The sequence below is a fragment of the Flavobacterium aestuarii genome (assembly GCF_040049115.1).
GTDB classification, from domain to species: Bacteria; Bacteroidota; Bacteroidia; order Flavobacteriales; family Flavobacteriaceae; genus Flavobacterium; species Flavobacterium aestuarii.
In genome coordinates this window covers 75,360-101,270 of sequence record NZ_JBDLZZ010000002.1, presented here as the reverse complement: position 1 = coordinate 101,270, position 25,911 = coordinate 75,360, and the positions used below count along the sequence as shown (strand labels likewise).

General features: G+C 35.2%; 18 protein-coding genes and 1 tRNA gene. 3 read left to right on the top strand and 16 right to left on the bottom strand.

What is annotated here, in order from left to right; translation table 11 throughout:
• Nucleotides 1-19: 19 nt before the first annotated feature.
• From queG to ABEG11_RS02315, 11 genes are all read right to left on the bottom strand, one after another.
• On the bottom strand, nt 20-946 hold the full coding sequence (gene queG, locus ABEG11_RS02365; protein ID WP_348822598.1) for a tRNA epoxyqueuosine(34) reductase QueG: 927 nt from the start codon (nt 944-946) through the stop codon (nt 20-22).
• Nucleotides 943-2,283, bottom strand: coding sequence for a cytochrome P450 (locus ABEG11_RS02360; protein ID WP_348822855.1), 1,341 nt, complete (start codon nt 2,281-2,283; stop codon nt 943-945). Before ABEG11_RS02360 ends, queG begins: the two co-directional genes overlap by 4 nt.
• A gap of 18 nt (nt 2,284-2,301) precedes the next feature.
• Nucleotides 2,302-3,324 (bottom strand): Holliday junction branch migration DNA helicase RuvB, encoded by a 1,023-nt coding sequence (gene ruvB / locus ABEG11_RS02355; protein ID WP_348822597.1) that lies wholly within the window; start codon nt 3,322-3,324, stop codon nt 2,302-2,304.
• An 83-nt stretch (nt 3,325-3,407) separates the two neighbouring features.
• Nucleotides 3,408-5,204 carry a cytochrome c oxidase subunit I gene (locus ABEG11_RS02350; RefSeq protein WP_348822596.1) on the bottom strand — a complete coding sequence of 599 codons (1,797 nt, stop codon included), beginning with the start codon at nt 5,202-5,204 and terminating at the stop codon, nt 3,408-3,410.
• Nucleotides 5,205-5,235: 31 nt separating this feature from the next.
• Nucleotides 5,236-6,393 carry a cytochrome c oxidase subunit II gene (locus ABEG11_RS02345; RefSeq protein ID WP_348822595.1) on the bottom strand — a complete coding sequence of 386 codons (1,158 nt, stop codon included), beginning with the start codon at nt 6,391-6,393 and terminating at the stop codon, nt 5,236-5,238.
• 19 nt (nt 6,394-6,412) lie between these two features.
• Complete coding sequence (locus ABEG11_RS02340) at nt 6,413-7,777, bottom strand: quinol:cytochrome C oxidoreductase (protein ID WP_348822594.1); 1,365 nt, start codon at nt 7,775-7,777, stop codon at nt 6,413-6,415.
• A 30-nt stretch (nt 7,778-7,807) separates the two neighbouring features.
• Nucleotides 7,808-8,356: a c-type cytochrome gene (locus tag ABEG11_RS02335; RefSeq protein WP_348822593.1), complete on the bottom strand. Its 549-nt coding sequence runs from the start codon at nt 8,354-8,356 to the stop codon at nt 7,808-7,810.
• A gap of 8 nt (nt 8,357-8,364) precedes the next feature.
• Nucleotides 8,365-8,889 (bottom strand): DUF3341 domain-containing protein, encoded by a 525-nt coding sequence (locus ABEG11_RS02330; RefSeq protein WP_111409729.1) that lies wholly within the window; start codon nt 8,887-8,889, stop codon nt 8,365-8,367.
• Nucleotides 8,882-10,285 carry an NrfD/PsrC family molybdoenzyme membrane anchor subunit gene (nrfD, locus tag ABEG11_RS02325; protein WP_348822592.1) on the bottom strand — a complete coding sequence of 468 codons (1,404 nt, stop codon included), beginning with the start codon at nt 10,283-10,285 and terminating at the stop codon, nt 8,882-8,884. Before nrfD ends, ABEG11_RS02330 begins: the two co-directional genes overlap by 8 nt.
• Before the next feature lie 36 nt (nt 10,286-10,321).
• The gene (locus ABEG11_RS02320; RefSeq protein WP_348822591.1) at nt 10,322-13,384 is read right to left on the bottom strand and encodes a TAT-variant-translocated molybdopterin oxidoreductase; all 3,063 of its coding nucleotides are present in this window, start codon (nt 13,382-13,384) and stop codon (nt 10,322-10,324) included.
• Nucleotides 13,385-13,467: 83 nt separating this feature from the next.
• Nucleotides 13,468-14,805 carry a c-type cytochrome gene (locus tag ABEG11_RS02315; protein ID WP_348822854.1) on the bottom strand — a complete coding sequence of 446 codons (1,338 nt, stop codon included), beginning with the start codon at nt 14,803-14,805 and terminating at the stop codon, nt 13,468-13,470.
• A gap of 218 nt (nt 14,806-15,023) precedes the next feature.
• On the opposite strand from ABEG11_RS02315, the gene ABEG11_RS02310 reads away from it, so the two are divergent.
• Nucleotides 15,024-15,413 carry an SPOR domain-containing protein gene (locus tag ABEG11_RS02310; RefSeq protein WP_348822590.1) on the top strand — a complete coding sequence of 130 codons (390 nt, stop codon included), beginning with the start codon at nt 15,024-15,026 and terminating at the stop codon, nt 15,411-15,413.
• 29 nt (nt 15,414-15,442) lie between these two features.
• On the opposite strand, the gene ABEG11_RS02305 is transcribed toward ABEG11_RS02310, so the two are convergent.
• From ABEG11_RS02305 to rimP, 4 genes are all read right to left on the bottom strand, one after another.
• The gene (locus ABEG11_RS02305) at nt 15,443-16,210 is read right to left on the bottom strand and encodes a 5'-methylthioadenosine/adenosylhomocysteine nucleosidase (RefSeq protein WP_348822589.1); all 768 of its coding nucleotides are present in this window, start codon (nt 16,208-16,210) and stop codon (nt 15,443-15,445) included.
• Between the two features lie 134 nt (nt 16,211-16,344).
• Nucleotides 16,345-19,251, bottom strand: coding sequence for a translation initiation factor IF-2 (gene infB / locus ABEG11_RS02300; protein WP_348822588.1), 2,907 nt, complete (start codon nt 19,249-19,251; stop codon nt 16,345-16,347).
• 90 nt (nt 19,252-19,341) lie between these two features.
• Nucleotides 19,342-20,595, bottom strand: coding sequence for a transcription termination factor NusA (gene nusA, locus ABEG11_RS02295; RefSeq protein WP_348822587.1), 1,254 nt, complete (start codon nt 20,593-20,595; stop codon nt 19,342-19,344).
• A 14-nt stretch (nt 20,596-20,609) separates the two neighbouring features.
• Nucleotides 20,610-21,074 carry a ribosome assembly cofactor RimP gene (rimP, locus tag ABEG11_RS02290; RefSeq protein WP_348822586.1) on the bottom strand — a complete coding sequence of 155 codons (465 nt, stop codon included), beginning with the start codon at nt 21,072-21,074 and terminating at the stop codon, nt 20,610-20,612.
• A 179-nt stretch (nt 21,075-21,253) separates the two neighbouring features.
• Here rimP and ABEG11_RS02285 point away from each other — a divergent pair, with 179 nt between their 5' ends.
• On the top strand, nt 21,254-22,081 hold the full coding sequence (locus tag ABEG11_RS02285; RefSeq protein ID WP_348822585.1) for a universal stress protein: 828 nt from the start codon (nt 21,254-21,256) through the stop codon (nt 22,079-22,081).
• Between the two features lie 94 nt (nt 22,082-22,175).
• Here the strand turns inward: ABEG11_RS02285 and ABEG11_RS02280 are convergent.
• Nucleotides 22,176-22,246, bottom strand: a tRNA-Gln gene (locus ABEG11_RS02280).
• Nucleotides 22,247-22,508: 262 nt separating this feature from the next.
• On the opposite strand from ABEG11_RS02280, the gene ABEG11_RS02275 reads away from it, so the two are divergent.
• A complete protein-coding gene (locus tag ABEG11_RS02275) occupies nt 22,509-25,784 on the top strand; it encodes a glycosyltransferase family 117 protein (protein ID WP_348822584.1) in 3,276 nt (1,091 codons plus the stop codon).
• Nucleotides 25,785-25,911 lie beyond the last annotated feature (127 nt).

Genomic DNA, 25,911 nt, shown 5'->3' with positions numbered 1-25,911 from the left:
GGATTGATCCAGAAAAAAACTATTCCAGAAAAAAAATATTCCGCTTTACTCCCTGAAATTTGGATCGTTTAAGAGGAGAGTCCTTAAACACTTTTTTAAAAGTCTCCTCCGTAATTTCAATCCAATCCTTTTTGGACATTGAAAGTAATTCGATGTTAGCATTTAATAAAGGTTCATTATGCGGTTTTGAAAAACGGTTCCAAGGGCAGACATCCTGACAAACATCGCATCCAAAAGCCCAGTCATCAAATTTGCCTTTCATTTCCATTGGAATATTATCTTTCAGTTCAATTGTAAAATAAGAAATACATTTACTGCCGTCAACCACATACGGAGCAACAATTGCCTGTGTGGGACATGCATCAAGACAAGCAGTACAAGAACCGCAATGATCAGTAACTGCATGATCATATTCTAAATCAAGATCTATAATAAGTTCAGCGATGAAATAAAAAGAGCCTACCTTTTGAGTGAGTAAATTGCTATTTTTTCCAATCCATCCTAAACCGCTTTTGGCAGCCCAAGCTTTATCCAAAACTGGAGCTGAATCTACAAAAGCGCGACCCGAAACTTCACCAATATGCTGCTGAATTGAAAACAGGAATTCATTAAGTTTTTCTCTGATGACAAAATGATAATCCTGACCATATGCATATTTGGAAATTTTATAAGAGTCAGGATTTTGAGTTTCCGAAGGATAATAGTTCAGCAGGAGCGAAACCACACTTTTAGCATCATCAACTAACAAAGTTGGATCTAAACGCTTATCAAAGTGATTTGCCATATAGGCCATCTGCCCATTATAATTTTTATTCAGCCAATTTTCTAAACGGGGAGCTTCCTGCTCAAGAAAGCCTGCCCTCGAGATACCGCACGATAAAAAACCGAGGCGTTTAGCTTCAGATTTTATAAATTTGGAATAGGCTTCTTTCGAATTGATTGTCATCTTTTAGCAAATAAAACTTCTACACCCACAGGTTTCAAAGTAACCAGCGGATTAAACTGAACCTCACCGCTAACGGGTTTTATCTCATATTTTTTTACAATTTTAAAAAGCGTCAGACACATTTCATAAATAGCAAAACCACTGCCAATACACATTCTGGGACCAGCCCCAAATGGATAAAAATACTGCATGGAATGTTTTTTCTGTTCACCTAAAAACCGTTCAGGATTAAACTCATCCGGTTTTTTCCAATATTTTGGATTTCGGTGCACTTCATAAATTGAAATACCAATAAGCGATCCTTTTTTTATATGATAAGAACCAATTGTATCATCGGCAACATTCTGCCTGTCCACAATCCAAGCTGGCGGATACAGACGCATGGATTCATTTAGAACAGCATTGATATAAGTCATTTTCTGCAGCTGAGTAACAGTGTCGCTTTCATGGAATTCAATTTCTGTAATCTCTTCCCAAGCTTTTTGCTGAACGTCAGGATGCTTTGCCAAAAGATAAAGCGTAAAAGTCAGGGCATTTGCAGTTGTTTCATAACCAGCTACAAAAAGGATTTTAATTTCGTCAATTAATTGAGAAATTGACATTCCTTCGCCTGTATCTTCATATCGTGTTTCAAGAAGCATATTCAGCAAATCATTAGCCTGCACATCTGAAGCTGCTCTCTCCTCTATAATTTCCTTAATTATAGTATTGTTCTCTAAAGATAATAGAAAATGTTTTTTTGTTTGTCCGCTCAAGTAAAACCACCATCCTTTATGCGGAAGCCTAACTTCTTTAATTAAGAACTTTTGTACTTCATCAACAATAAACTTTATTCTGCTCAATTTTTCTTTTGACGCAGAAAGATGAAATAATGATTTGGCAACAACATTATAAGCCAATTGACTCATCACAGGAAATATATCGACCGGTTTTTCTTCAGGCAAATTATTTAATTCAGAGACTATAATCTGTTCCATATTGATAACCAGTTCATTCATCTTCTGCTTGTGAAAAGCAGGCTGAATTAATCTTCTTTGCTTCAGCCAAAAGTCGCCATCCGAAGTCAAAAGTCCTTTCCCAAGATATTTCGATAGATATACCGTTTGAATGTTAGACTTATAATAATTTTTATGGTTTTTCTGCAGTATGTATGCAGCAATTTCATTATCCCTTGACAGCACCAGATGTTTGGTTCTGCCAATTCTAACAGAAAAAGTATCACCTAATTTGTCAAAATATTTTTTATGAAAGGGAATCGGATTTTTACGAATACCTTCAGCATCTAAAAAGAAATTAACTATTGAAAGTTTTTCAGGATAATTGTATTTCTTCTTCATCACAATTGGCACAAAATTTTAAAAAAGTCCGCCCTGAATATTCGTTTTAATTTTACCCAAATGCTTATAGGCTTTCTCCGTAACTTCTCTTCCTCTTGGTGTTCGCATAATAAACCCTTCTTGAATCAGAAAAGGTTCATAAACTTCTTCGATTGTTTCACTGCTTTCAGAAACGGCAGTTGCCAAAGTTGACAACCCAACAGGGCCTCCTTTGAACTTATCAATTATTGTATTCAGGATTTTGTTATCCATTTCATCAAGACCGTGAGCATCGACATTCAATGCTTTCAAGGCATAACGGGCAATTTCAATATCGATAGTTCCATTTCCTTTTATCTGGGCAAAATCGCGGACACGGCGCAACAGAGCATTAGCAATACGAGGTGTTCCCCTGCTTCTTCCAGCTATTTCAATAGCCGCTTCCATAGTAATCGGCATTTTAAAAATCATGGCACTGCGTTCAACGATAGTTGTCAAAAGTTCAGTTGTGTAATATTGTAATCGGGAAGAAATTCCAAAACGGGCACGCATCGGGGCAGTCAAAAGTCCTGAACGGGTTGTTGCACCAATAAGTGTAAAAGGATTCAAATTTATCTGAACCGTTCTGGCATTTGGCCCAGACTCGATCATGATATCAATTTTGAAATCCTCCATAGCCGAATATAAATATTCCTCGACTATAGGACTTAAACGATGAATTTCATCTATAAATAAAACATCGCGCTCTTCAAGATTAGTAAGCAGCCCAGCCAGATCGCCAGGTTTATCTAAAACGGGACCCGAAGTAATTTTGATACCAACGCCAAGCTCATTAGCTAAAATATTAGCCAGTGTAGTTTTTCCTAAACCTGGAGGGCCATGAAAAAGGGTATGATCCAAAGCTTCACTACGCTGATTGGCAGCAGCAACAAAAACTTTAAGATTATCCAATACCTGATCTTGACCCGAAAAATCATCAAAAGCCAAAGGCCTTAATCTTTTCTCGATATCAAGTTCTTCTGAGCTAAAATTATTATTCGTAGGATCTAAGTTCTCATTCATCCGATAAAGGTAAAAAAAGTAATCGTTGTAATAAAAAAATGCCTCTCAATAATGAAAGGCATTTATATAAATTTTTCGAAATTTTAGTGGTGTAAAACTACTTCTCCTTCTTTCATTGGAACCGTTTGAGGTACAAAATCCTCATCGTGTCCAGGGTTACTGTAGTCATAAGGCCAACGGTGTACTTCCGGAATTTCACCAGGCCAGTTTCCATGCATGTGTTCTACAGGAGTAGTCCATTCCAAAGTATTGGATTTCCATGGGTTTTGCTCTGCTTTTTTACCGTAAAAAATACTAACAAAGAAATTATACAAGAATACTAATTGAAAAGCTCCACCGATCAAGGCAAAAGTTGTAATCAATACGTTTACATTTTGCAGATCATCAAATAATGGGAAGTTTGTGTTAGTATAATAACGTCTTGGCAAACCTGCTAATCCAATAAAGTGCATTGGGAAAAATACTCCATAAGCACAAACTGCAGTTACCCAGAAGTGAACATAACCTAAGTTTTTGTTCAGCATTCTTCCAAACATTTTTGGAAACCAGTGATAGACTCCAGCAAACATTCCATAAAGAGCAGAGATACCCATTACCAAATGAAAGTGAGCAACTACGAAATAAGTATCGTGAACGTTAATATCCAAAGTACTGTCTCCAAGAATGATTCCTGTTAAACCTCCAGTGATGAAAGTAGAAACCAAACCAATTGAAAACAACATCGCAGGATTCATCTGAAGATTACCTTTCCAAAGCGTAGTAATATAGTTGAATGCTTTTACTGCAGATGGAATTGCAATTAACAATGTTGTAAATGTAAATACAGATCCCAAAAACGGATTCATACCCGAAATAAACATGTGGTGTCCCCAAACGATTGTAGACAAAAATGCAATTGCAATAATTGACATAATCATCGCTCTGTAACCAAAGATTGGCTTACGAGAGTTTGTAGCAATGATTTCAGAAGTAATACCCAATGCAGGTAAGATTACAATATAAACTTCAGGGTGTCCTAAGAACCAGAACAAGTGTTCAAAAAGAACAGGAGAACCACCTTGATAATGTAAAACTTCACCAGCAATATAAATATCAGACAAGAAGAATGAAGTACCAAAACTTCTATCAAAAATTAATAATAATGCTGCAGATAATAAAACAGGGAAAGAAACAATACCAATAATAGCTGTTACAAAGAAAGCCCAGATAGTAAGCGGCATTCTTGTCATTGACATTCCTTTAGTTCTTAAGTTAATAACTGTTACAACATAGTTCAAAGATCCCATTAAAGAAGAAGCGATGAAGATTGCCATAGAAACTAACCACAAAGTCATACCTAATCCTGAACCAGGAATTGCTTGTGGCAAGGCGCTCAATGGTGGATAGATTGTCCATCCTGCAGAAGCTGGTCCAGCTTCAACAAAAAGAGAACAGATCATGATTACACTTGACAAAAAGAATAACCAGTATGAAATCATATTCATAAAACCTGAAGCCATATCACGGGCTCCAATCTGCAGCGGTATCAGTAAATTACTAAAAGTTCCACTTAAACCAGCTGTTAATACAAAGAATACCATTATGGTACCATGTATTGTAACTAATGCCAAATAAATATCATTAGCCATTACACCATTTGGTGCAAACTTATCACCTAACAAAACATTGAAAATCTTGAAAGACTCTTCTGGCCAAGCCAATTGCATTCTGAATAGCAAAGACATACTTACACCGATAACACCCATTATGATACCAGTTAACAAATATTGCTTAGCAATCATTTTGTGATCAATACTAAAAATATATTTAGTAATGAAAGTGTCTTTATGGTGGTGTTCGTGTTCGTGATCGTGTCCGTGATCGTGACCTTCTGCTGACATATATTTATACTTTAAATTTTCTTAATAATAATTATTTCATTGCTATTTTAGCAACAGCTGCAGTATCTTTTGCTACAGCTGAATCCTTTTGTAAAGGAGCTTCGGGAGCAGCTGGTTCAGCTTTTGAAGCTTTAACTTCACTAACAAGAGTAGCCTTTTCGCTTAACCATGCTTTATAGTCTTCTGGTGTATCAACTACAACTTTCATTTGCATATTATAGTGAGAAGAACCACAAATTTTATTACATAACAACAAGTACTCAAAAGTGTATGGATCCAGAGCAGGCTCTCCTTTTGCAACTAATTCAAGACTTTTCTTAGCTCTGATTGCATTAATATTAGCAACTTTCTCAACCATATAAGGCAAAGCTTGATATTCTGCTGTAGTATAAATGGGAGTAAAAGCAAACTCAGTAACCATACCTGGAACACAGTTCATCTGAGCTCTAAAATAAGGAAAATAAGCTGAGTGCAATACATCTTGAGATCTCATTTTGAAATGAATCTTTTTACCTTTAGGGATATGCAGTTCAGAAACCACGATATCATCTTGAGAATAAGGATCAGACATATCAACACCTAAGGTATTAACACCATCAATTAATCTAACATTTGCTTTACCCAAAACATTATCAGGACCTGCATATCTTGCAGTCCATTTAAACTGCTGAGCATATAATTCAATTACGACAGTATCATCATCCTCATCAATAAACATAATATTTGTCCAAGCATATAGACCGTAAAGAATCAATCCAGCTAATACAACTGCAGGAATAACACTCCAGATAGCTTCTAACTTATTATTATCTGCAAAATATAAGGCTCTTTTATCCTTATTACCTCTGTATTTGAAAGCAAAGTAGTGCAATAACACTTGAGTAATTGCCTGAACAGTAAAAATCAACACCCATGTAATATTCATCAGGCGATCAATTAATGCTCCATGATCAGAAGCTGGAGTATGGAGGACCAAAGGTCCCCATGTATAAACTCCATATATAGTAAAAATATAGATGAAGGCTAAAAAACCAAACATCAAATATCCTTGAACATTGTTATCATCATCAGTTGCAACCTGCGAACTGTCCGAAGTCGAAGCAACCTGCGTTAAATCGAATATCTTGGTCAATTGCCATATTGCAACGGCTAATAAAACCAGAACTATAATTACCAACAAACTCGTCATCTGTTTATCTCTTTAAATATTAATAATGAAAATGTTTACTCTCTTCTATAAATGGATTTCTTTTTGGCAACAAAGGAGCTTTAGTTAATGCTGTAAATACAACAAAAATAAATAATCCAAGAAAGAATGAAACGGATGCAATCTCTGGAATACCAATAAACCAGCTATTACCAACAGTACCAGGCATAATCATATTAAAGAAGTCAATATAATGACCCGCTAATATTACAATTCCAGCCATAACTAGAACCCAAGTGATTCGTTTGAAATCGGTATTGATCAAGATTAATACAGGAAACAAGAAATTCATGACAACAGCACCAAAGAAAGGCAGGTTATACTCTTGAATCCTGGTAATGAAGTAAGTAATCTCTTCAGGAATATTAGCATACCAAATCAACATAAATTGAGAAAACCATAGGTAAGTCCAGAATACGCTGATACCAAACATAAACTTAGCTAAGTCATGAATATGGCTAGTGTTTACGTGTTCTAAATATCCGTTAGATTTCAAGTAAAGTGCTACCATACAAATCATAGTGATACCACTCACAAAGAAACTTGCAAATACATACCATCCGAACAGAGTACTGAACCAGTGAGGATCGATTGACATAATCCAGTCCCAAGACATAATTGATTCAGTAACAATAAAGAAAACTAAAAATCCAGCTGAATAGTTAAAATTCTTTTTATAAAAACTATTATCATTTGATTCATCTTGAGCCAGACAGTTTTTTCTAGAAAAATAACGGTATAAATTCCATCCAGCCAAAAATACAGCAGCTCTGACAATCCAAAATGGAAAGTTCAAGAAACCTGATTTAGTCTGGATTAACTCATCATGTTTTACTACTTCAGGATCAAGCCAGATAAACAAATGATTAAAGTGAAGACCACAAAGTACAAGTATGATAAAAAATATTACTGAACCTACAGGCAAGTAAGCAGTAATCCCTTGCATAACTCTAAACAGAACTGGAGACCATCCAGCTTGTGAAACCTGCTGAATAGCATAAAAAGCTAGAGTTCCTAAAGAAAGCAGCATAAAAAATATACAAGCTACATATAAAGCTGCCCAAGGCTTGTTGCTTAATTGATGAAAAACATGCTCCAAATGCTCTTGGTGTTCAGTATCAGCTTTTGCCTCATGCTTTCCAGCCCCAGCTGCATCATGCTCAGGCGTAACTGCCTCATGAGCACTTTCAGAACCATGAGCAGCAGCTGCAGCTTCATGATGTCCTCCATGTGAGTCAGCAGCAAGAAGAGCTTCAACTTCTTGAATATTTTTAGGTGCACTCAAAAAACCATATCCAATTCCTAAAAGACCAATGGCCATTAAGACGAAAGAAAAAGTTTTTAATTTACTTGAAAATGTATACATATCTATTACGATCAGTTTGTTCAACAATTATTATTGTGCTTTTAGTTTAAGAACATAGTCAGCAACTAGCCAGCGTTCGTGAGCACTCATTTGATTAGCATGTGAACCCATAGCATTTAAACCATAAGTTTCAACAAAGAAAATACTTCCTTCTGTAATATCTCTATCTTTATAGTTAGGTACACCAAGAAATTTTTCTCTTTCGACTAATTTTCCTTTACCATCACCAGCAGCACCATGACAGCTGATACAATAAATTTCATAAAGCTCTTTCCCTTTGTCAGAACCTCTGTCTAATGAATCTAAAGGAGATTTTAAATTGGCTTTTGCCAAAGCATAATCTTCTGGAGTATTATTATATTCAAATGGCTCAAAACCTCTATTGATAGAACCTGCTGCAGGAAGCTGACCCTCTTTACCATTTTTAAACACATCAACTGGAGCCGTACTATAAGTTTCAGCACTTACTGCCTCGTACATATTAGGCATATATTGATAATTTGGACTGTCATTATGACGGCATGACGAAACCATTACCATTAAACCAAATACAAATGTTATTTTATATAAACTTTTCATATCTACAATTAATGCTTTTCAATTACTTTAACTTCTACTGCACCAGTTCCTTCAAAAAAAGAAACTAATTCCTCCTCATTATTATTAACGGCAACTTCCATTAAAAAATGATCATCAGTAGTTCTTACATCTGGATTTTCAGCTTCTTTAAACGGCCATAATCTGCTTCTCATATAAAAAGTAATAACCATTAAGTGAGCTGCAAAAAAAACAGTCTCTTCAAACATAATAGGCACAAAAGCCGGCATATTATCGATATAGCTGAAACTTGGTTTTCCACCAATATCCTGTGGCCAATCCTGAATCATGATATAATTCATCATCCAGGTTCCAAAAGACAAACCACACAATCCGTAAATAAAAGCACATATAGCTAAACGTGTAGGTGCAAGTCCCATTGCCTTATCAAGCCCGTGAACTGGAAATGGCGTGAATACTTCTTCAATATGATGATGAGCTGCGCGTGTCTTTTTTACAGCATCCATCAAAATATCATCGTCATTATAAATGGCGTATATAACTTTATTACTCATGATGTGAATGTTTATTAGCTTCTCTTTCTTTAATATAATTTTCTCCTGTAGCCTTCAATATTGTTTTAACCTCTGCTTGTGCAATAACAGGGAATGTTCTTGCATACAATAAGAATAATACAAAGAAGAAACCTATTGTACCGATAAAAATCCCAATGTCAACAAAAGTTGGAGAAAACATAGTCCATGAAGATGGTAAATAATCTCTATGCAATGAAGTTACGATAATTACAAATCTTTCAAACCACATACCGATATTAACTACTATCGAAATTATGAAAGAAAACATGATACTCGTTCTTAATTTTTTGAACCACATAAATTGTGGAGAAAACACGTTGCAAGTCATCATTGCCCAATAAGCCCAAGCATAAGGTCCTGTAGCTCTGTTCAAGAAAGCATATTGCTCATACTCTACTCCAGAATACCATGCAATGAATAACTCAGTAATATAAGCAACACCAACTATAGAACCTGTAATCATAATTACAATATTCATCAATTCGATATGCTGAATAGTGATATAAGCTTCAAGATTAATAACTTTTCTCATAATAATAAGCAAAGTATTAACCATTGCAAATCCTGAGAATACCGCTCCTGCAACGAAATAAGGAGGGAAAATAGTGGTATGCCATCCTGGAATTACAGAAGTAGCAAAGTCCATCGATACAATGGTATGTACAGAAAGTACAAGAGGCGTAGCTAAACCAGCAAGAACTAAAGAAACTTCTTCAAAACGCTGCCAGTCTTTTGCTCTTCCGCTCCATCCAAAACTCAAGATAGAATATATTCTCTTATTAAATGGGGTGATTGCTCTATCACGCAGCATTGCAAAGTCAGGCAATAAACCTGTCCACCAGAAAACTAATGAAACAGATAAATACGTAGAGATTGCAAATACGTCCCAAAGCAATGGTGAGTTAAAGTTTACCCAAAGAGATCCGAACTGGTTCGGAATTGGCAAAACCCAGTATGCTAACCAAGGACGTCCCATGTGTATAATTGGAAATAAACCCGCTTGTATTACAGAGAAAATAGTCATCGCCTCTGCGGAACGGTTAATAGCCATTCTCCATCGCTGACGGAATAATAAAAGTACTGCAGAAATAAGAGTTCCTGCGTGACCAATACCAACCCACCAAACGAAGTTAGTAATATCCCAAGCCCAGCCAACTGTTTTGTTTAATCCCCAAGTACCAATACCTGTAGATACTGTGTATATAATACAGCCTAATCCCCAAAGGAAGGCTATTAATGCGATTGAAAATACAATCCACCATTGTTTATTTGCTTTACCTTCTATAGGCGCGGCTACATCTACAGTTATATCGTGATATGATTTATCACCTATAACTAAGGGTTTTCTAATGGCTGCTTCGTAGTGAGACGACATAATCCTTTATTTGATTCTTAATTAATAATTTTTGTACTAGGTATTTCTAACTTTAACATGGTATACAACATTTGGTTTTGTACCAACATGCTCTAATAAATGATAGCTTCTTTCATCTTCTGCCAATTTAGTAACAGCAGCATCTTTATCATTTACATCTCCAAATACCATAGCTCCAGTAGAACAAGCACTTGAACAAGCAGTTTGGAATTCACCATCTTTTACTGTTCTTCCTTCGTTTTTAGCTTTCAGGATTGTTGCTTGTGTCATTTGAATACACATAGAACATTTTTCCATTACTCCACGGGAACGAACATTAACATCTGGGTTTAATACCATACGTCCTAAATCATCATTCATATGATAATCAAATTCACTGTTTTTGTTGTATAAGAACCAGTTGAAACGACGTACTTTATAAGGACAGTTGTTAGCACAGTAACGAGTACCAACACATCTGTTATATGCCATTTGGTTTTGACCTTGTCGGCCATGCGATGTTGCAGCAACTGGACAAACAGTCTCACAAGGAGCATGGTTACAGTGCTGACACATTACCGGCTGGAAAGCAACTTGCGGATTATCTCCCGCTTTCTCCATTTCATTGAAAGTAGACAATGAACTAGATAAACCAGCTATATTTTCTTTTCTTTCGTTATCGCCTTCAAAAGTGCTTTCAGAAGAATAATATCTATCAATACGCAGCCAGTGCATATCACGGCTTCTTCTTACTTCAGATTTACCAACTACGGGAACATTGTTCTCAGCATGACATGCAATAACACAAGCTCCACAACCAGTACAAGCATTCAAATCAATTGAAAGATTAAAATGGTGTCCTGTAGAACGATCAAATGAACCCCATAAATCAACAGTTGTAGTTTTTACTTCTTTATGATCTAAAGATACAACTGGTTTTTCATTCCAGATTTCAGCATCTTCCTCATTAAAAGTTTTAAGGGTAGTTTCTTTAATGATGTCTCCTCTGCCCATTAATGTTTTTTGTCCTTGAACACAAGCAAATTCATGCTCTCCACTTGCTTTTTCAATTGTAACAGACTGCACATTATTGAATCCGGCATATAAAGCATAAGCATTAATACCTACTTGCATTTCTTCTTTCAAGGCAGCTTTACGGCCATATCCTAAAGCCATTCCCACAGTTCCTAACGCTTGACCTGGCTGAACAATTACCGGAACATTTTCCAGCTTTACACCGTTAGCAGTCAAATTTGCGTAGCTTCCGTTTAATCCGCCATTTGCGACGATTTCATTAGTTAATCCCCATTTCTTAGCATCCACATTAGAAACAGTAACATAATTATCCCAAGAAACTCTTGTTAATGGATCCGGAAACTCTTGCAACCATGGGTTATTAGCCTGCTGGCCATCACCTAAACCTGTCTTGGTATATAATACCAATTCAGTAGCGACAGCTTTTGCCTGGGCCAGTGCATTAGCAGCGCCTGCATAATCAGCAGTTCCACCCGCAGCTGCAGGAACAATACCTACATATACACCATCATGCAGAACTTTATTCCAAGAAGTACCCACAGTTATTGAAGCAGAAAAAGCTTTCAAATAATCGTAGTAAGTCCCAGGAATTCCGTTTAATGATAATAAAATATCTTGAAATTGTTTTGTATCGAATAATGGACGAATAGTTGGCTGAGTTAAACTATAAGTTCCTTTTGTCAAGGTTAAGTCTCCCCAAGCTTCCAAGTAATGAGGAACTGGAGCAGCAATTGTAGTCAACGAAGCAGTTTCATCTTCTTTTAAAGATAATGTAACTGAAGTTTTTACTTTTTTCAATCCTTCAACAAATAATTTGCTATCTGCCAAAGTATATACTGGATTAACGCCACTCATAATTAACGTATGAACACTTCCTGCATTCATATCCTTAACTAATTGAGCAACTTTTTCATTAGACCCTTTACGTATTTGTCTAGTACCAGAAGTAGTGAAAGCCTCACTAGCCAAAACTTGATTAATTGCAAGAACCAATAATTGAGCATTTTTATCCTGAATACCAGAAACCAAAACTCCTTTAGATCCCGCAGCTTTCAACTGTTGAGCAGCTTTTGCAACATCTGCCTTAAAAGCATTATCCAATGAACCAGCAACTGATCCACCAGTAATAATATTATATATTTGAACCAATGCCTGTTTTTGATTAGCAGTTGACATTGCAATACGCTTATCAGCAGCAGCACCAGATAAAGTCATATTAGACTCTAGTTGTATGTGTTTTGATATTGTTTTCTTTCCAGCAGTTCCAGACGGAATTCTGCCTTTGGCATATCCTGCATCATATCCGCCACCTTGCCAATCTCCAAGGAAATCAGCTCCAACAGAAAGGATTAATGAAGCTTTTGAAAAATCATAATCAACCAAAGCTCTTTCACCATAAACAGCTTCAAAAGCATCTAAAGCTTCAGAAGAAGAAACAGCATCATATATAACATGTTTAGCATTTGGATTTTTACCGATAAAGTCAGCAATCAACTTTTCAGTAGATGGACTTGCCAAAGTATTTGTCAAAAATACAACTTGTCCTCCTTTTGCTTTAGCATCAACAATACTAGATTTGATTTTTGAATCAACTGCAGACCAAGAAGATTTTTTAGCATCTACCTTAGGCTCTTTCAAACGCATACTATCATACAATGACAATATAGAAGCATGAACTCTGGCATTAGCTGTAAACTTAGCTCCAGCAATAGTGTTATTATCAATCTTAATTGGACGCCCTTCACGAGTTTTTACCAAAAGATTTGCAAAATCAAAACCATCAAAAACTGAAGTTGCATAATAATCAGCTACCCCAGGAACGATTTGTTCCGGCTGCAAAACATAAGGAATTGACAAATGCACAGGACCCTCGCAAGCAGCAAGAGAAGCTGCAGCTGTACTAAAACCAACGTACTTTAAAAAGTCACGACGTGTAGTTGAAGAAGAAGACAAAGCTGCTTCATTTCCTAAAAACTCATCCGTAGGAATCTCTTCAACAAATTCGTTATTTCTAAGCGCCTCAACAATAGAACTATTTCCGTCTAGTTCTTCAACACTTTTCCAGTATTTTTTGTTTGATGACATATTATATATAAATATTAATCTTAATAATTTCTTTTTTGTTCTTTCCTTTAATCTAAATCACTTTATGCGATACAATTAAATTCTTAATAGTGACATTTACCACACTCTAAACCGCCCATCTGAGCAGCAGTAAGTTTCTCTACGCCATATTTTTTAGAAAGTTCTTCGTGTATTTTTGTGTAATACTCATTTCCTTCCATTTTAACATCAGTTTTTCTGTGGCAATTAACACACCATCCCATTGTTAAAGGAGAGAACTGTTTCATAATTTCAAATTCCTGAACAGGACCGTGACAAGTCTGGCACTCAATACCAGCAACAGTTACGTGCTGAGAGTGATTGAAATATACAAAATCAGGTAAATTATGAATACGAACCCATTTTACAGGCTCAGTTTTTCCAGTATAAGATTGTGAAGCAGCATCCCAGCCAACGGCTTTGTATAATTTTTGAATTTCTGCATCATAAAAAGCCTTGCTGTATTCAGGTGTTGCCGTAGTTTCAGCAACTTCACTGATGCTTTTGTGACAGTTCATACAAACATTCAACGAAGGAATACCTGCAGTCTTGCTTACACGTGAAGCAGAGTGACAATATTTACAGTTAATTTCATTATCCCCAGCGTGAATTTTATGAGAGTAGTGAATTGGCTGAATTGGCTGATAATCCTGATCTACACCAACTTGCATAAAATATCCATATACTAAATAAGCACCTGCTAAAAGCATAAAAATAACAGAAACCAGAACTAAAAATTGATTTTTTACAAAAGCTTTCCAAATTGGCAATGTTGGTTCTTTCTTAGCTACTTCAATACCATTTGCAGCAGCTACTTTTCTCAACACTTTGTTTACCAACACCAGCATTACAATAAGTATTGCCATTACTAATGACAAAGCTCCCAATATAACATTATTAGACACACCATTTTCTTGAGAAGCATTAGCAGCAACTTCGGCAGTACCACCAGCAGCAGGAGCTGCTGCAGCTTCAGCTTTTGGTTCAGAAGTATACGCTATAATATTATCAATATCTCCTTCAGATAATTGAGGAAAAGGAGTCATTGGAATTTTATTATTCTCTTCAAATACTTTAACAGCTGCCGCATCACCTGATTTAATTAAATCGCCACTATTGTGAACCCATTTATAAATCCAAGCCATGTCATGTTTAGCAGATATCCCTCTCAATGCTGGACCAGTAGATTTACCATCAAGTTTGTGACAAGCAGCACAATTGGCATTAAAAAGCTCTTTACCTTTTACAGCATCACCTCCAGAACTCGCTGCTGGAGCCGCTGCAGCATCCGCAGCCGCTGGAGCTGCATCTTGAGCAAGTGAAGCTACGGAAATGCTCAACATTAACGCTAAGCTTAAAAATAATTTCCTTGAATTCGAATTATGGTTACCCACCTTTTTCATATTAATATATTGATTATCTACTAAAAATTGTTCGCTTATCATCTAAATAAATCAGAAGACGAAACCCTCTTATTTTAAAAACTGCGACAAAAATACGACTTAAGAACTATTCTCAAAACCTTAAAATAATCTTAATTATAATTTATATCAAATCTAAATAAGGAATCCAATTCAATTTCCTGTTAAAATGTTATTTTTGTAAAATAAATAAGCAGATTATGAGATTTTTAAGATCATTACACCCATTATTATCAGCAGCGTTATTTTGTTGTATCACAATGAATATAGACGCTCAAAATCCGAATTTAACTGTAAATCAAGACCCAAAATTCGAGCAATTGCTGACAGAAAAAAGGAAATCAAATCCAAATTTATCATATAATGACCGTTACAAAATTCAAATCTTTAACGGAGTAAGCGAAACAGCAAAAAAAACATTATCCGAATTCAAGCAAGAATTCAAAGATCTAGATGGAACTATTATTTTTAACACCCCTAATTACAAAGTTTGGGTAGGGAATTTTAGAACTAGAATGGAAGCCGAACGTAATCTCCCAGAAATCAAAAAGAGATATAAAAGCGTATTTCTGATTAAACCTAACAAATAAAAGGGTTAGGCATTAAATAATTCATAAACTTAATTTTTACAAATAAGTTTATGAATTATTTCTACTCCAAATATTGATGCAACTTCCGAGACAAATTGCTGAAATTCTACAAAAGAATTTTCATTAGCAGTATCAGATATAATTCGGATAATAACAAAAGGAATATTGTATTCAAAACAGACCTGAGCCACTGCCGCGCCTTCCATTTCAACACATACAACATCAGGAAGCCTTCCTAAAAGATTCTCTTTCTCTGCATTGGCAGAAAAAAATTTATCACCACTTGCAATCTGACCAATAATTACTTTCTGATTTTCCAACGAAAATAAATGTTTTTGATTAGAAGAAAGCAAATTAATTAAACTTTTCTCATTAATCAGTCTGGAGATAATCTCCAAAGCATTTCTTAATAAATTCTCATCAGGGTGCAAAATTGTTTTCCCCAAAAGCGGAATTTCAAATTGCTTCATTAAAGGACGGGCATCCATGTCATGCTGTACTAAACTATCTGCAATTACTATATCACCAATATTCAAGTTTTGATTAATAGCACCAGCAACACCTGTGAATATCAACTCTGTAATCCCAAACTCAACAATTAAATGAGTTACAGTCGTAGCAGAAGCCACTTTCCCCCATCTGGAAAAAACGACCACTACTTCAATGTCGTTTATTAATCCAGTATAATAGACACGCATGCCTCTTGTAACTTTCTTTTTATTTTTAATCAAAGAAATAATTCCGTTAATTTCTTCTGGCATTGCGCCAAGTATTCCAACTCGTCTTTCCTGTATCATAAAAAACTTTTTAGCCAATAAAAATAATACTTTAAAAAACTAAAATACTATACCAGCATCATTGTTAAGGTGTTAATCTAATAAACAAAAAAATCCCAACGAAATGGGATTTTTATAAATATATAAATTGAATATTATTTCAATTTCTTTTTAATAGCTACTTCATGGTAAGCTTCAATAACATCTCTTTCCTCGATATCATTGTATCCTTTAATCTGAATACCACAATCGTATCCTTTAGAAACTTCTTTAACATCATCTTTGAAACGTTTCAAAGCAACAAGCTCTCCTTCATGGACAACTACACCATCTCTAATGATTCTGATTTTACCATTTCTGGTAATTTTACCATCAGTAACCATACATCCAGCAATTGTACCCACTTTTGAAATTTTAAACAACTCTCTGATTTCTGCAGTACCAAGAACCTCTTCTTTCATCTCTGGCGCCAACATTCCTTCCATTGCATCTTTCAAGTCATCGATAGCTGCATAGATAATTGAGTAATAACGGATATCGATTTCTTCCTTATCAGCCAGCTGTCTTGCATTTCCAGCAGGACGAACGTTAAATCCGATAATAATTGCATCAGAAGCAGAAGCCAACATTACATCGGTTTCAGTAATTGCTCCAACACCTTTATGTATAATGTTGATTTGAATTTCTTCGGTAGATAATTTTGAGAACGAATCAGATAAGGCTTCAACAGATCCATCAACATCTCCTTTAAGTATGATGTTCAATTCCTTAAATTGACCTAATGCAATTCTACGTCCAATTTCATCTAATGTAATATGTCGTTGTGTACGTACAGACTGCTCGCGCATTAATTGAGAACGTTTAGCAGCAATTTGCTTAGCTTCTTTTTCGTCTTCAAAAACATTGAACTTATCACCTGCAGTTGCAGCACCATCTAATCCTAGAACAGACACAGGCGTTGAAGGCCCAGCTTCTTTTACAACATTCCCTCTTTCATCATGCATAGCTTTAATTTTACCATGATGTTTACCAGCCAGCATATAATCACCAATTTTAAGGGTTCCATGCTGCACCAATATAGTAGAAACATATCCCTTTCCTTTATCCAAGAAAGCTTCTACAACTGTTCCTTGAGCTGCTTTATTTGGATTAGCTTTCAAGTCTAGAATTTCTGCCTCCAATAATACTTTTTCTAACAGTTCTTTTACACCTGTCCCAATTTTGGCAGAGATATCATGTGATTGAATTTTTCCACCCCAATCTTCTACCAATAAATTCATACCAGCTAAACGCTCTTTAATTTTTTCAACGTTCGCATTTGGCTTATCAATTTTATTAATTGCAAATATAATTGGAACACCCGCAGCTTGTGCATGCGAAATTGCCTCTCTGGTTTGTGGCATGATATCATCATCTGCCGCTACTACAATAATTGCGATATCTGTAACTTGAGCTCCACGAGCACGCATTGCCGTAAATGCTTCGTGACCAGGTGTATCAAGGAAAGCTATTTTTTGACCATTATCCAATGTTACACCATATGCACCAATATGCTGCGTAATCCCTCCGGATTCTCCCGCAATAACATTTTCTTTACGTATATAATCCAGTAAAGATGTTTTACCGTGATCGACGTGACCCATTACAGTTACAATCGGTGCTCTGAAAACTAAATCTTCTTCTTTATCCTCAACAACCTGAATAGCTTCTTCAATATCAACAGTAATGAATTCTACTTCATATCCAAATTCGTCAGCAACAATTGTTAATGTCTCTGCATCCAAACGCTGGTTTTGAGTAACCATGATTCCAAGCGACATACATGTTCCAATCACTTTGGTAATTGGCACATCCATCATAATAGCAATTTCACCTACAGTAACAAATTCTGTAACTTTAATTGTTTTGCTTCCTTCATCTAAAGCTCTTTGCTCGTCATCAGATTTCTGACGGTGCGTGTCTCTTTTATCTCTTCTATATTTGGCCGCTTTAGATTTACCTCCTTTACCTTGAAGCTTCTCTAAAGTTTCACGAATTTGATTTTTAACCTCTTCTTCCGTTGGCTCAACTTTTGCAACAATTGCAGGCCTATTCCCTTTTACAAACCCAGGTCTTGCACTTCTATTGGCATTAAAACCTCCACCACCAGTATTTGGGGTAATCTTATTAGGATTTGGCGCTCCAGTAACACCAGGAGTTGCAGGAGGTTTTGGAGCTCCAGGTTTTGGAGCAATTCTCTTGCGTTTATTTTTATTCGCATTATTCACACCAGGAACTCCAGGTGCACCAGGCTTGTTAGGCGTAATTTTAGGATCTTCTTTTTTCTTCTTGGGTTTATTAAATTGAGACAAGTCAATAACCTGACCAGTTAAGGTTGCACCAGAAAGTTTTTGGTATTGTGTAGCTATAGATTCCTCAACTGGAGATTCATTTACAGAATCATCTGTTCTTTTCTCAACAACAATTTCCGATTGTTTAACCTCATTCTTGACTTCCTTAAATTTTGGTTTGTCTTTAACCTCATTGTCTTTGGAAGCAGGAACCTCTTTTACGCTTTCTACTGGAGCTTCAATTTTCACTACAGGCTCAACAGCTTCTTTCTTAACTTCAACAGCAGGTGTCTCTTTTGGAGTTACATCTACAGGAGCAATTACTTTTTCAGCAACAACAGGATCTGGAACAGTAACAGCTTTCTTAGGATTAAGATCAATTTTACCAACTTGAACAGGTCCGGACAATACAGCTCTCGCTTTAATAATTTCTTGCTGTTTTAGACGATCCTCTTCTATTTTTCGTTTGTCTTCGACTTCTTTTTCGCGTTCTATACGTAAAGCTTCTTTTTCCTTCCTTTTCTCCTCACTTACTTCCTTTGAAGCTTCCTTATTCCCCTTGTCGCCTGCAAACTGATTTTGGAGGATATTAAATTCCTGTTCAGAAATTTTTGTGTTAGGATTTGACTCAATAGCAATTCCTTTATCCTTAAGATAATCCACAGCTCTTTCTAACGAAATATTTAATTCCCTTAAAACCTTGTTTATTCTAATAATTCTCTCTTCAGACATAAAATCTTTTTATTTTTACCTTATTCGTTGTCCCATTTTTACTTTACAATAAAAATAGAAATTTATTTTATATGAGGAATTAACAGCCTGTTAACTATCAAACTCTTCATTTAATATTCTCATTACATCCAAAATCGTTTCCTCTTCCAGATCTGTTCTTCTAACTAAATCTTCAACATCGTGTTTCAAAATACTTTTAGCAGTATCCAAACCAATTTTTGCAAATTCTTCTATAACCCACTCTTCAATTTCATCTGAAAACTCGGTTAATTCAACATCATCATCATCTGCTGTTGTTCCTGCAACATCACCTTCACGAATTACATCCAATTCATATCCCGTTAACTGCCCAGCCAAACGAATATTATGACCTCCTCTACCAATTGCTTTAGAAACTTCTTCTAATTTCAAAAACACTTCAGCTCTTTTAGCTTCCTCGTTGATTTTGATAGAAGAAACTTTGGCAGGACTTAATGCTCTTGTAATATACAATTGAATATTATTGGTATAATTAATAACATCAATATTTTCATTTCCTAATTCACGAACAATTCCATGGATACGAGACCCTTTCATACCAACGCAGGCTCCAACTGGATCAATACGATCATCATAAGAATCAACAGCTACTTTTGCTTTTTCACCTGGAATTCTTACCACATTTTTAACCATAATCAAACCGTCAAAAACTTCAGGGATTTCCTGCTCAAATAATTTTTCCAAGAACTTATCTGAAGTTCTGGACATAATAATTTGAGGTTTGTTGCCTTTCAGTTCAACGCTTTCAATTATACCTCTAACATTATCTCCTTTACGGAAAAAGTCAGAAGGAATTTGTTTTTCTTTTGGCAAAATGATTTCGTTTCCGTCATCATCCACCAAAATTACAACTCTTGGACGTACGTGATGCACTTCGGCAGTATAAATATCTCCAATAATATCTTTAAATTGCTTGTAAAGATTAGTATTATCGTGTTCGTGTATTTTTGAGATCAAGTTTTGTCTTAAAGCCAATATCGCCCTTCTTCCTAAATCTATCAATTTAACTTCTTCTGAAACTTCTTCGCCAATTTCGAAATCGGCTTCAATTTTTCTAGCTTCAGTTAATGTAATTTCCTCATTTTCAAAATCCAAATCCTCGTCAGCAACGATTACTCTTCTTCTCCAAATCTCCATATCTCCTTTATCAGGATTTATGATGATGTCAAAATTATCATCTGAACCGTATTTTTTCTTCAATGCATTTCTAAATACATCTTCCAAAATTGCCATAAGCGTTACACGATCAATAAGTTTATCATCTTTAAACTCTGAAAATGAATCGATTAATGCTAAATTTTCCATGCGAATTCTTTAAATTAAAATGTTACTGTAACAACTGCTTCTTTAATATCAGCGTAAGGTATCTGCAATTCTTTTTGAACCGTCTCTTTTCCCTTGCCTACTTTTTTGGCTTCTCTGGCTTTCCAAGACAAAATTATAAAAAGATCATTAGCTTCAACTAATTCTGCTTCAATATTTTCATTATTGGTTTTAACGATTAAAGTTCTGCCAATATTCTTTTTATACTGTCTTACCAGTTTTAATGGTGAACCAACTCCTACCGAAGCAACTTCCAAGGAGAAATCCTGTTCTTCCCTATCCAAGTTTCCTTCAACAGCACGACTTACATCAATACAGTCCTGCAAGATCACACCATTATCCCCATCAATCCCAATACTAATTTTAAAACTATCCGTTATAGTCAAGTCAATTAAAAAAATAGATGGTTTTTCCAGAAGAGCCTCTTCTACTACCTGCTTTACTTTCTCTTTAAATGTCATAATCTTTATAAAAAGAGGCACGCTATGCGTGCCTCATTATCTAGTATATTAATAAATAACGATGCAAATATAGTCTTTTTTTATAAATCAAAAAAATTGATTAGTATTAAAAAAAATTTATATCTTTCAATTAAATTTTAAAAACACTTTTATTAAAAAAGTAACAAACTTAACCTACCATGAAAAAAATTCTTATCCCAACTGATTTTTCAAAATATGCTGATGAAGCTATAGAAGTTGGTGCACAAATTGCAAAACAGCACAATAGTGAAATCATCTTGATTCATATGCTGGAATTGCCTACACATCTGAATGACGCAATTTCTGGCGAAACGAGCATACCTGAAATCATGCTTTTTAAACGCAAAGCAGACGAAACACTAAAAAGCATAAAAACCCGACCTTATTTAGCTGGAATAAAAGTCACTGAAGTGGTAAGACTTGATGGCGCATATAAAGGGATCAACAATTACGTTAAACAAAACAACGATTTAGACTTAATCATAATGGGATCTCATGGCTCTACAGGAATCAACGAAATTCTAGTGGGTTCAAATACTGAAAAAGTAGTAAGACAATCAGAAGTTCCCGTTTTGGTAATCAAAAATAAATCAGACAGCTTCAATGCATCAAATATTATTTTTGCTTCAGATTTTTCAGATGAAATCAAAAAACCTTTTAAGAAAGTTATAGAATTCACTAAACTGTTTGGATCAAAACTGAACCTGGTAATGATCTGCACACCAAACAGCTTCAAAAGCACTTCGGCAGCCCGTAAGATTGTGGCAGATTTCGTTTCCGAATTTGACATGCCAGAATACTCTTTTGAAATATATAATGAAAGCAATATTGAAAAAGGCATTATAAACTACTCAAACGAAAACAACGGAGACATAATTGCTTTTTGCACACATGGAAGAACCGCATTAAATCATTTCTTTACAGGAAGCATTTCCGAGGATCTAGTAAACCATTCCTCCAAACCGGTATTAACCTTTAGAGTATAATATAAAAAAGAGGGAGTTCATCAGTTTTGAGAAACTCCCTTTTAAAAAAAAATTATTTCATAAAAAAAGCCTCTCAATTGAGAGGCTTTTTATGTTGGTCTACTAGGACTCGAACCTAGAAAGACTGCACCAAAAACAGTTGTGTTACCATTACACCATAGACCAGCAAACTTGCTAACATTTCTGCTTAGCGAGTGCAAATTTAGAACAAATTCCTAGTTGTGCAAACTTTTTTCAGCTTTTTATTCAAAAAAAAATCAAAAAAATCATTTTTAAAAATCACTTTCTTATTAATTAATTGAAAAACAAAGCATTTGCACTTTTGATTATTTTCCATAAAATTATAATAATGCAACTTCACTTTATAAAAAAAACATTTTCTTTGTAACACTTTTTAAAACACATAAAAAAAACAGAAGACAAGTATATGACATCATTCAATTTCAACAAATGGAATACCATTACAGGTTGGTTTGCCTTTTCAATCGCACTAATAACTTATACCCTTACTGTTGAACCCACAATGAGCTTTTGGGATTGCGGGGAATATATTGCCACTGCTGCAAAACTAGAAGTTGGACACCCTCCAGGAGCTCCTTTATTCCAAATGATTGGTGCTTTCTTCGCCATGTTTGCACTAGACAAAGAACATATTGCTTTGATGGTTAACATGACTTCGGTTTTTTCGAGTGCTTTTACCATATTATTTATGTTTTGGTCCTCGACAATAATTTTAAAAAAAATTATAAGCCAATATAGCGAAATCACTGACAGCAATTCCTTTGTTATACTTGGGAGTTCATTGGTAGGCTCACTTGCCTATACATTCTCTGATAGTTTTTGGTTTAATGCTGTAGAAGCCGAAGTTTATGCAATGGCCAGCTTCTTAATTTCTTTACTGTTATGGCTAGGTCTGCGTTGGGAACAGGATATGGACACCCCTAGAGGCCACAAATGGCTGTTATTGATTTCATTAGTAGTTGGCTTGTCATTTGGGGTTCACTTTATGGCTTTACTGACTATTCCTGCAATTGGATTTTTATACTTTTTTAAGAACTATAAGGTAGTAACTGTCAAAAATTTTATAATTGCCAATATTGTAGTAGTCTCTGTTTTACTTTTCATATTTAAATTATTATTGCCGTTAACAATGGCATTCTTTGGTAAAACTGAAGTTTTCATGGTTAACTCCCTAGGATTGCCTTTTAATTCAGGAACAATTTTTGTAACCTTGCTCTTAATAGCTTTCTTTTATTTTGGATTGAATTATACGCGAAAGAAAGGATTAATACATTACAATACATTAATATTATGCATCCTTTTTATTCTTATCGGATTCTCAACATGGCTGATGCTTCCGATCCGTGCCAATTCTGAAACTGTCATCAATGAAAACAAACCTTCTGATGCTGCCGAAGTTTTAGCATATTATAACAGAGAGCAATACGGAGTTAATCCATTATTTTATGGTCCGCAATACACAGAGTCTTTTACCGGATTGGATCCCGAAACACCATATCTTGACAAAGCTCCCAATTACGAGAGAGATTACAAAACTGGCAAATATGTTATTGTAAACAATTATATAAATGCAGAACAAAATTCGGATGACAGCCAAAAAACCATATTGCCAAGAATGTGGAGCCCTGACCATATTGAAAATTACATCAATTTTACACATCCACCAGCCTTTAGAATAAATCCCAATTATCCTTATGAAGATGATTTGGTAAAATACGGACTGGATCCAGAAAAATTAACTGAAGAAGACTATAATAAAGCTATTGCACAATTAAGAAATGAAACTGAAAAAACAGTTAGCGAATTCAGACAAGCATATGCTCAGAAACAGATTGATAATGATGGCTATGTAGCTTTCCTTAAACACTACAAAGATTATCTGATTATAGAAAAGCCAACTACAGCAGATAATTTCAGCTTTATGTTTGAATACCAGTTTGGCTATATGTATTGGAGATATTTAATGTGGAATTTTGTTGGAAGACAAAACGACGAGCAAGGAAGATACGATTATCTTGATGGAAACTGGATAAGCGGTATTCCATTCGTTGACAATATGCATATTATTTCTCAGGATAATTTACCTTCTGATGCATTAAACAACAAAGGCAGAAACGTGTATTTCTTCCTGCCTTTTATATTAGGGTTAATTGGAATCATGCATCATGCAAGCAAAGACAGAAAAAGTTTTTATGTATTATTAGCTCTTTTCCTTTTTATGGGTATTGCATTAAAAATCTATCTAAACGAAAGACCATTCGAACCACGAGAAAGAGATTATGCCTTAGTTGGATCATTTTATGTGTTTGCTATCTGGATTGGTTTTGGTGTATATTCACTTTACGAAAGTTTTCAAAAATATCTTTCTCCAAAAATTGCAGGCCCAGCCATTATAGGGGCATCATTACTCGCTGCGCCACTATTGATGGCGTACCAAAACTGGGATGATCACGATCGCTCTGGAAAATATACAGCTACGGCGATGGCCAAAGCTTATTTAGAATCCTGTGATAAAAACGCTATTTTATTCACTATTGGAGACAATGACACATTCCCTTTATGGTATGCTCAAGAGATAGAAGGCATCCGTACTGACATTAAAATAGTAAACACAAGCTTATTCATGACAGATTGGTACATCGATCAGATGAAGAGAAAAGCATACGAATCGAATGCACTCCCAATTTCGTTTACCCATGATGAATATGTAGGAGACAAATTGGATTATGTAGCACATATTCCAAAAACAGAAAGCCGTTGGGACTTAAATGCTTTTATCACATTTATAAAAGACCCAAGATCTACAGTAGAGATGGAGAATGGACAAACTATACACTTCTATCCCACCAATAAAATAAGAATACCAATAGACAAAGCTAATATTATAAAAAACAAGGTAATCAATCCAAAACTATATGATTCTATTGTTCCATACATAGACATTGACATAAAAGGAAGTGCTATTTATAAAAACAGATTGATGATGCTAGACCTTATTAAAAACAATAACTGGAAAAGACCTGTTTATTTTAGTGGAGGCGCATTTGACCCTGAAGATTATTTATGGATGAAAGAATATCTTCAGCTGGAAGGCATGGTTTATAAATTAGTTCCAATAAAAACAGCGTTGCCAGAAGATTCTGGACAAATGGAAATGGGACGAATTGATACCGATAATATGTATGCCAAAGTAATGGCATGGGACTGGGGCAATAGTGATAGCGATAAAATATACCATGACCCGGAAACACGCAGAGAAAGCCTTACCTACCGCATGAATCTATCCAGACTAATGAATCAGCTCATCGCCGAAGGAAAAATAGACAAGGCGAAAAAAGTTATTGAATTAGCTATGCAAAAAATGCCTTTGGACAAATTTGGCTACTACTCATTAGTTGAGCCATTTGCTAAAGGTTATTATGATGTGGGTGAAAAAGAAAAAGCGCATGATTTACTCAAAAAATTGATAAATAAATATCACGAAAACCTAAATTATTACGCCAAATTAATCCCTTCTGAACAATCGGATGTGAGTATAGAAATAATAACTGATCTCGAAAGATACAGAAGCCTGCTTACTGTCATGCAAGAAAGCAAAGATGTCGAATTTTATAATTCCAGCAAAAAAACCTTCAATACCTATATAGAAATATTTGCCCGATTTGGACGCAAAAAAGAATAAACATTTTGACATAAATTCAAAACAATTAAAATGTAGTGTCTCAAAAAAGCACTACATTTTTTTTGCTCAAAATTGAATTTAATTGTACTATTGAATTATCAAATGCCTTTAATCCAGATCAGAATAT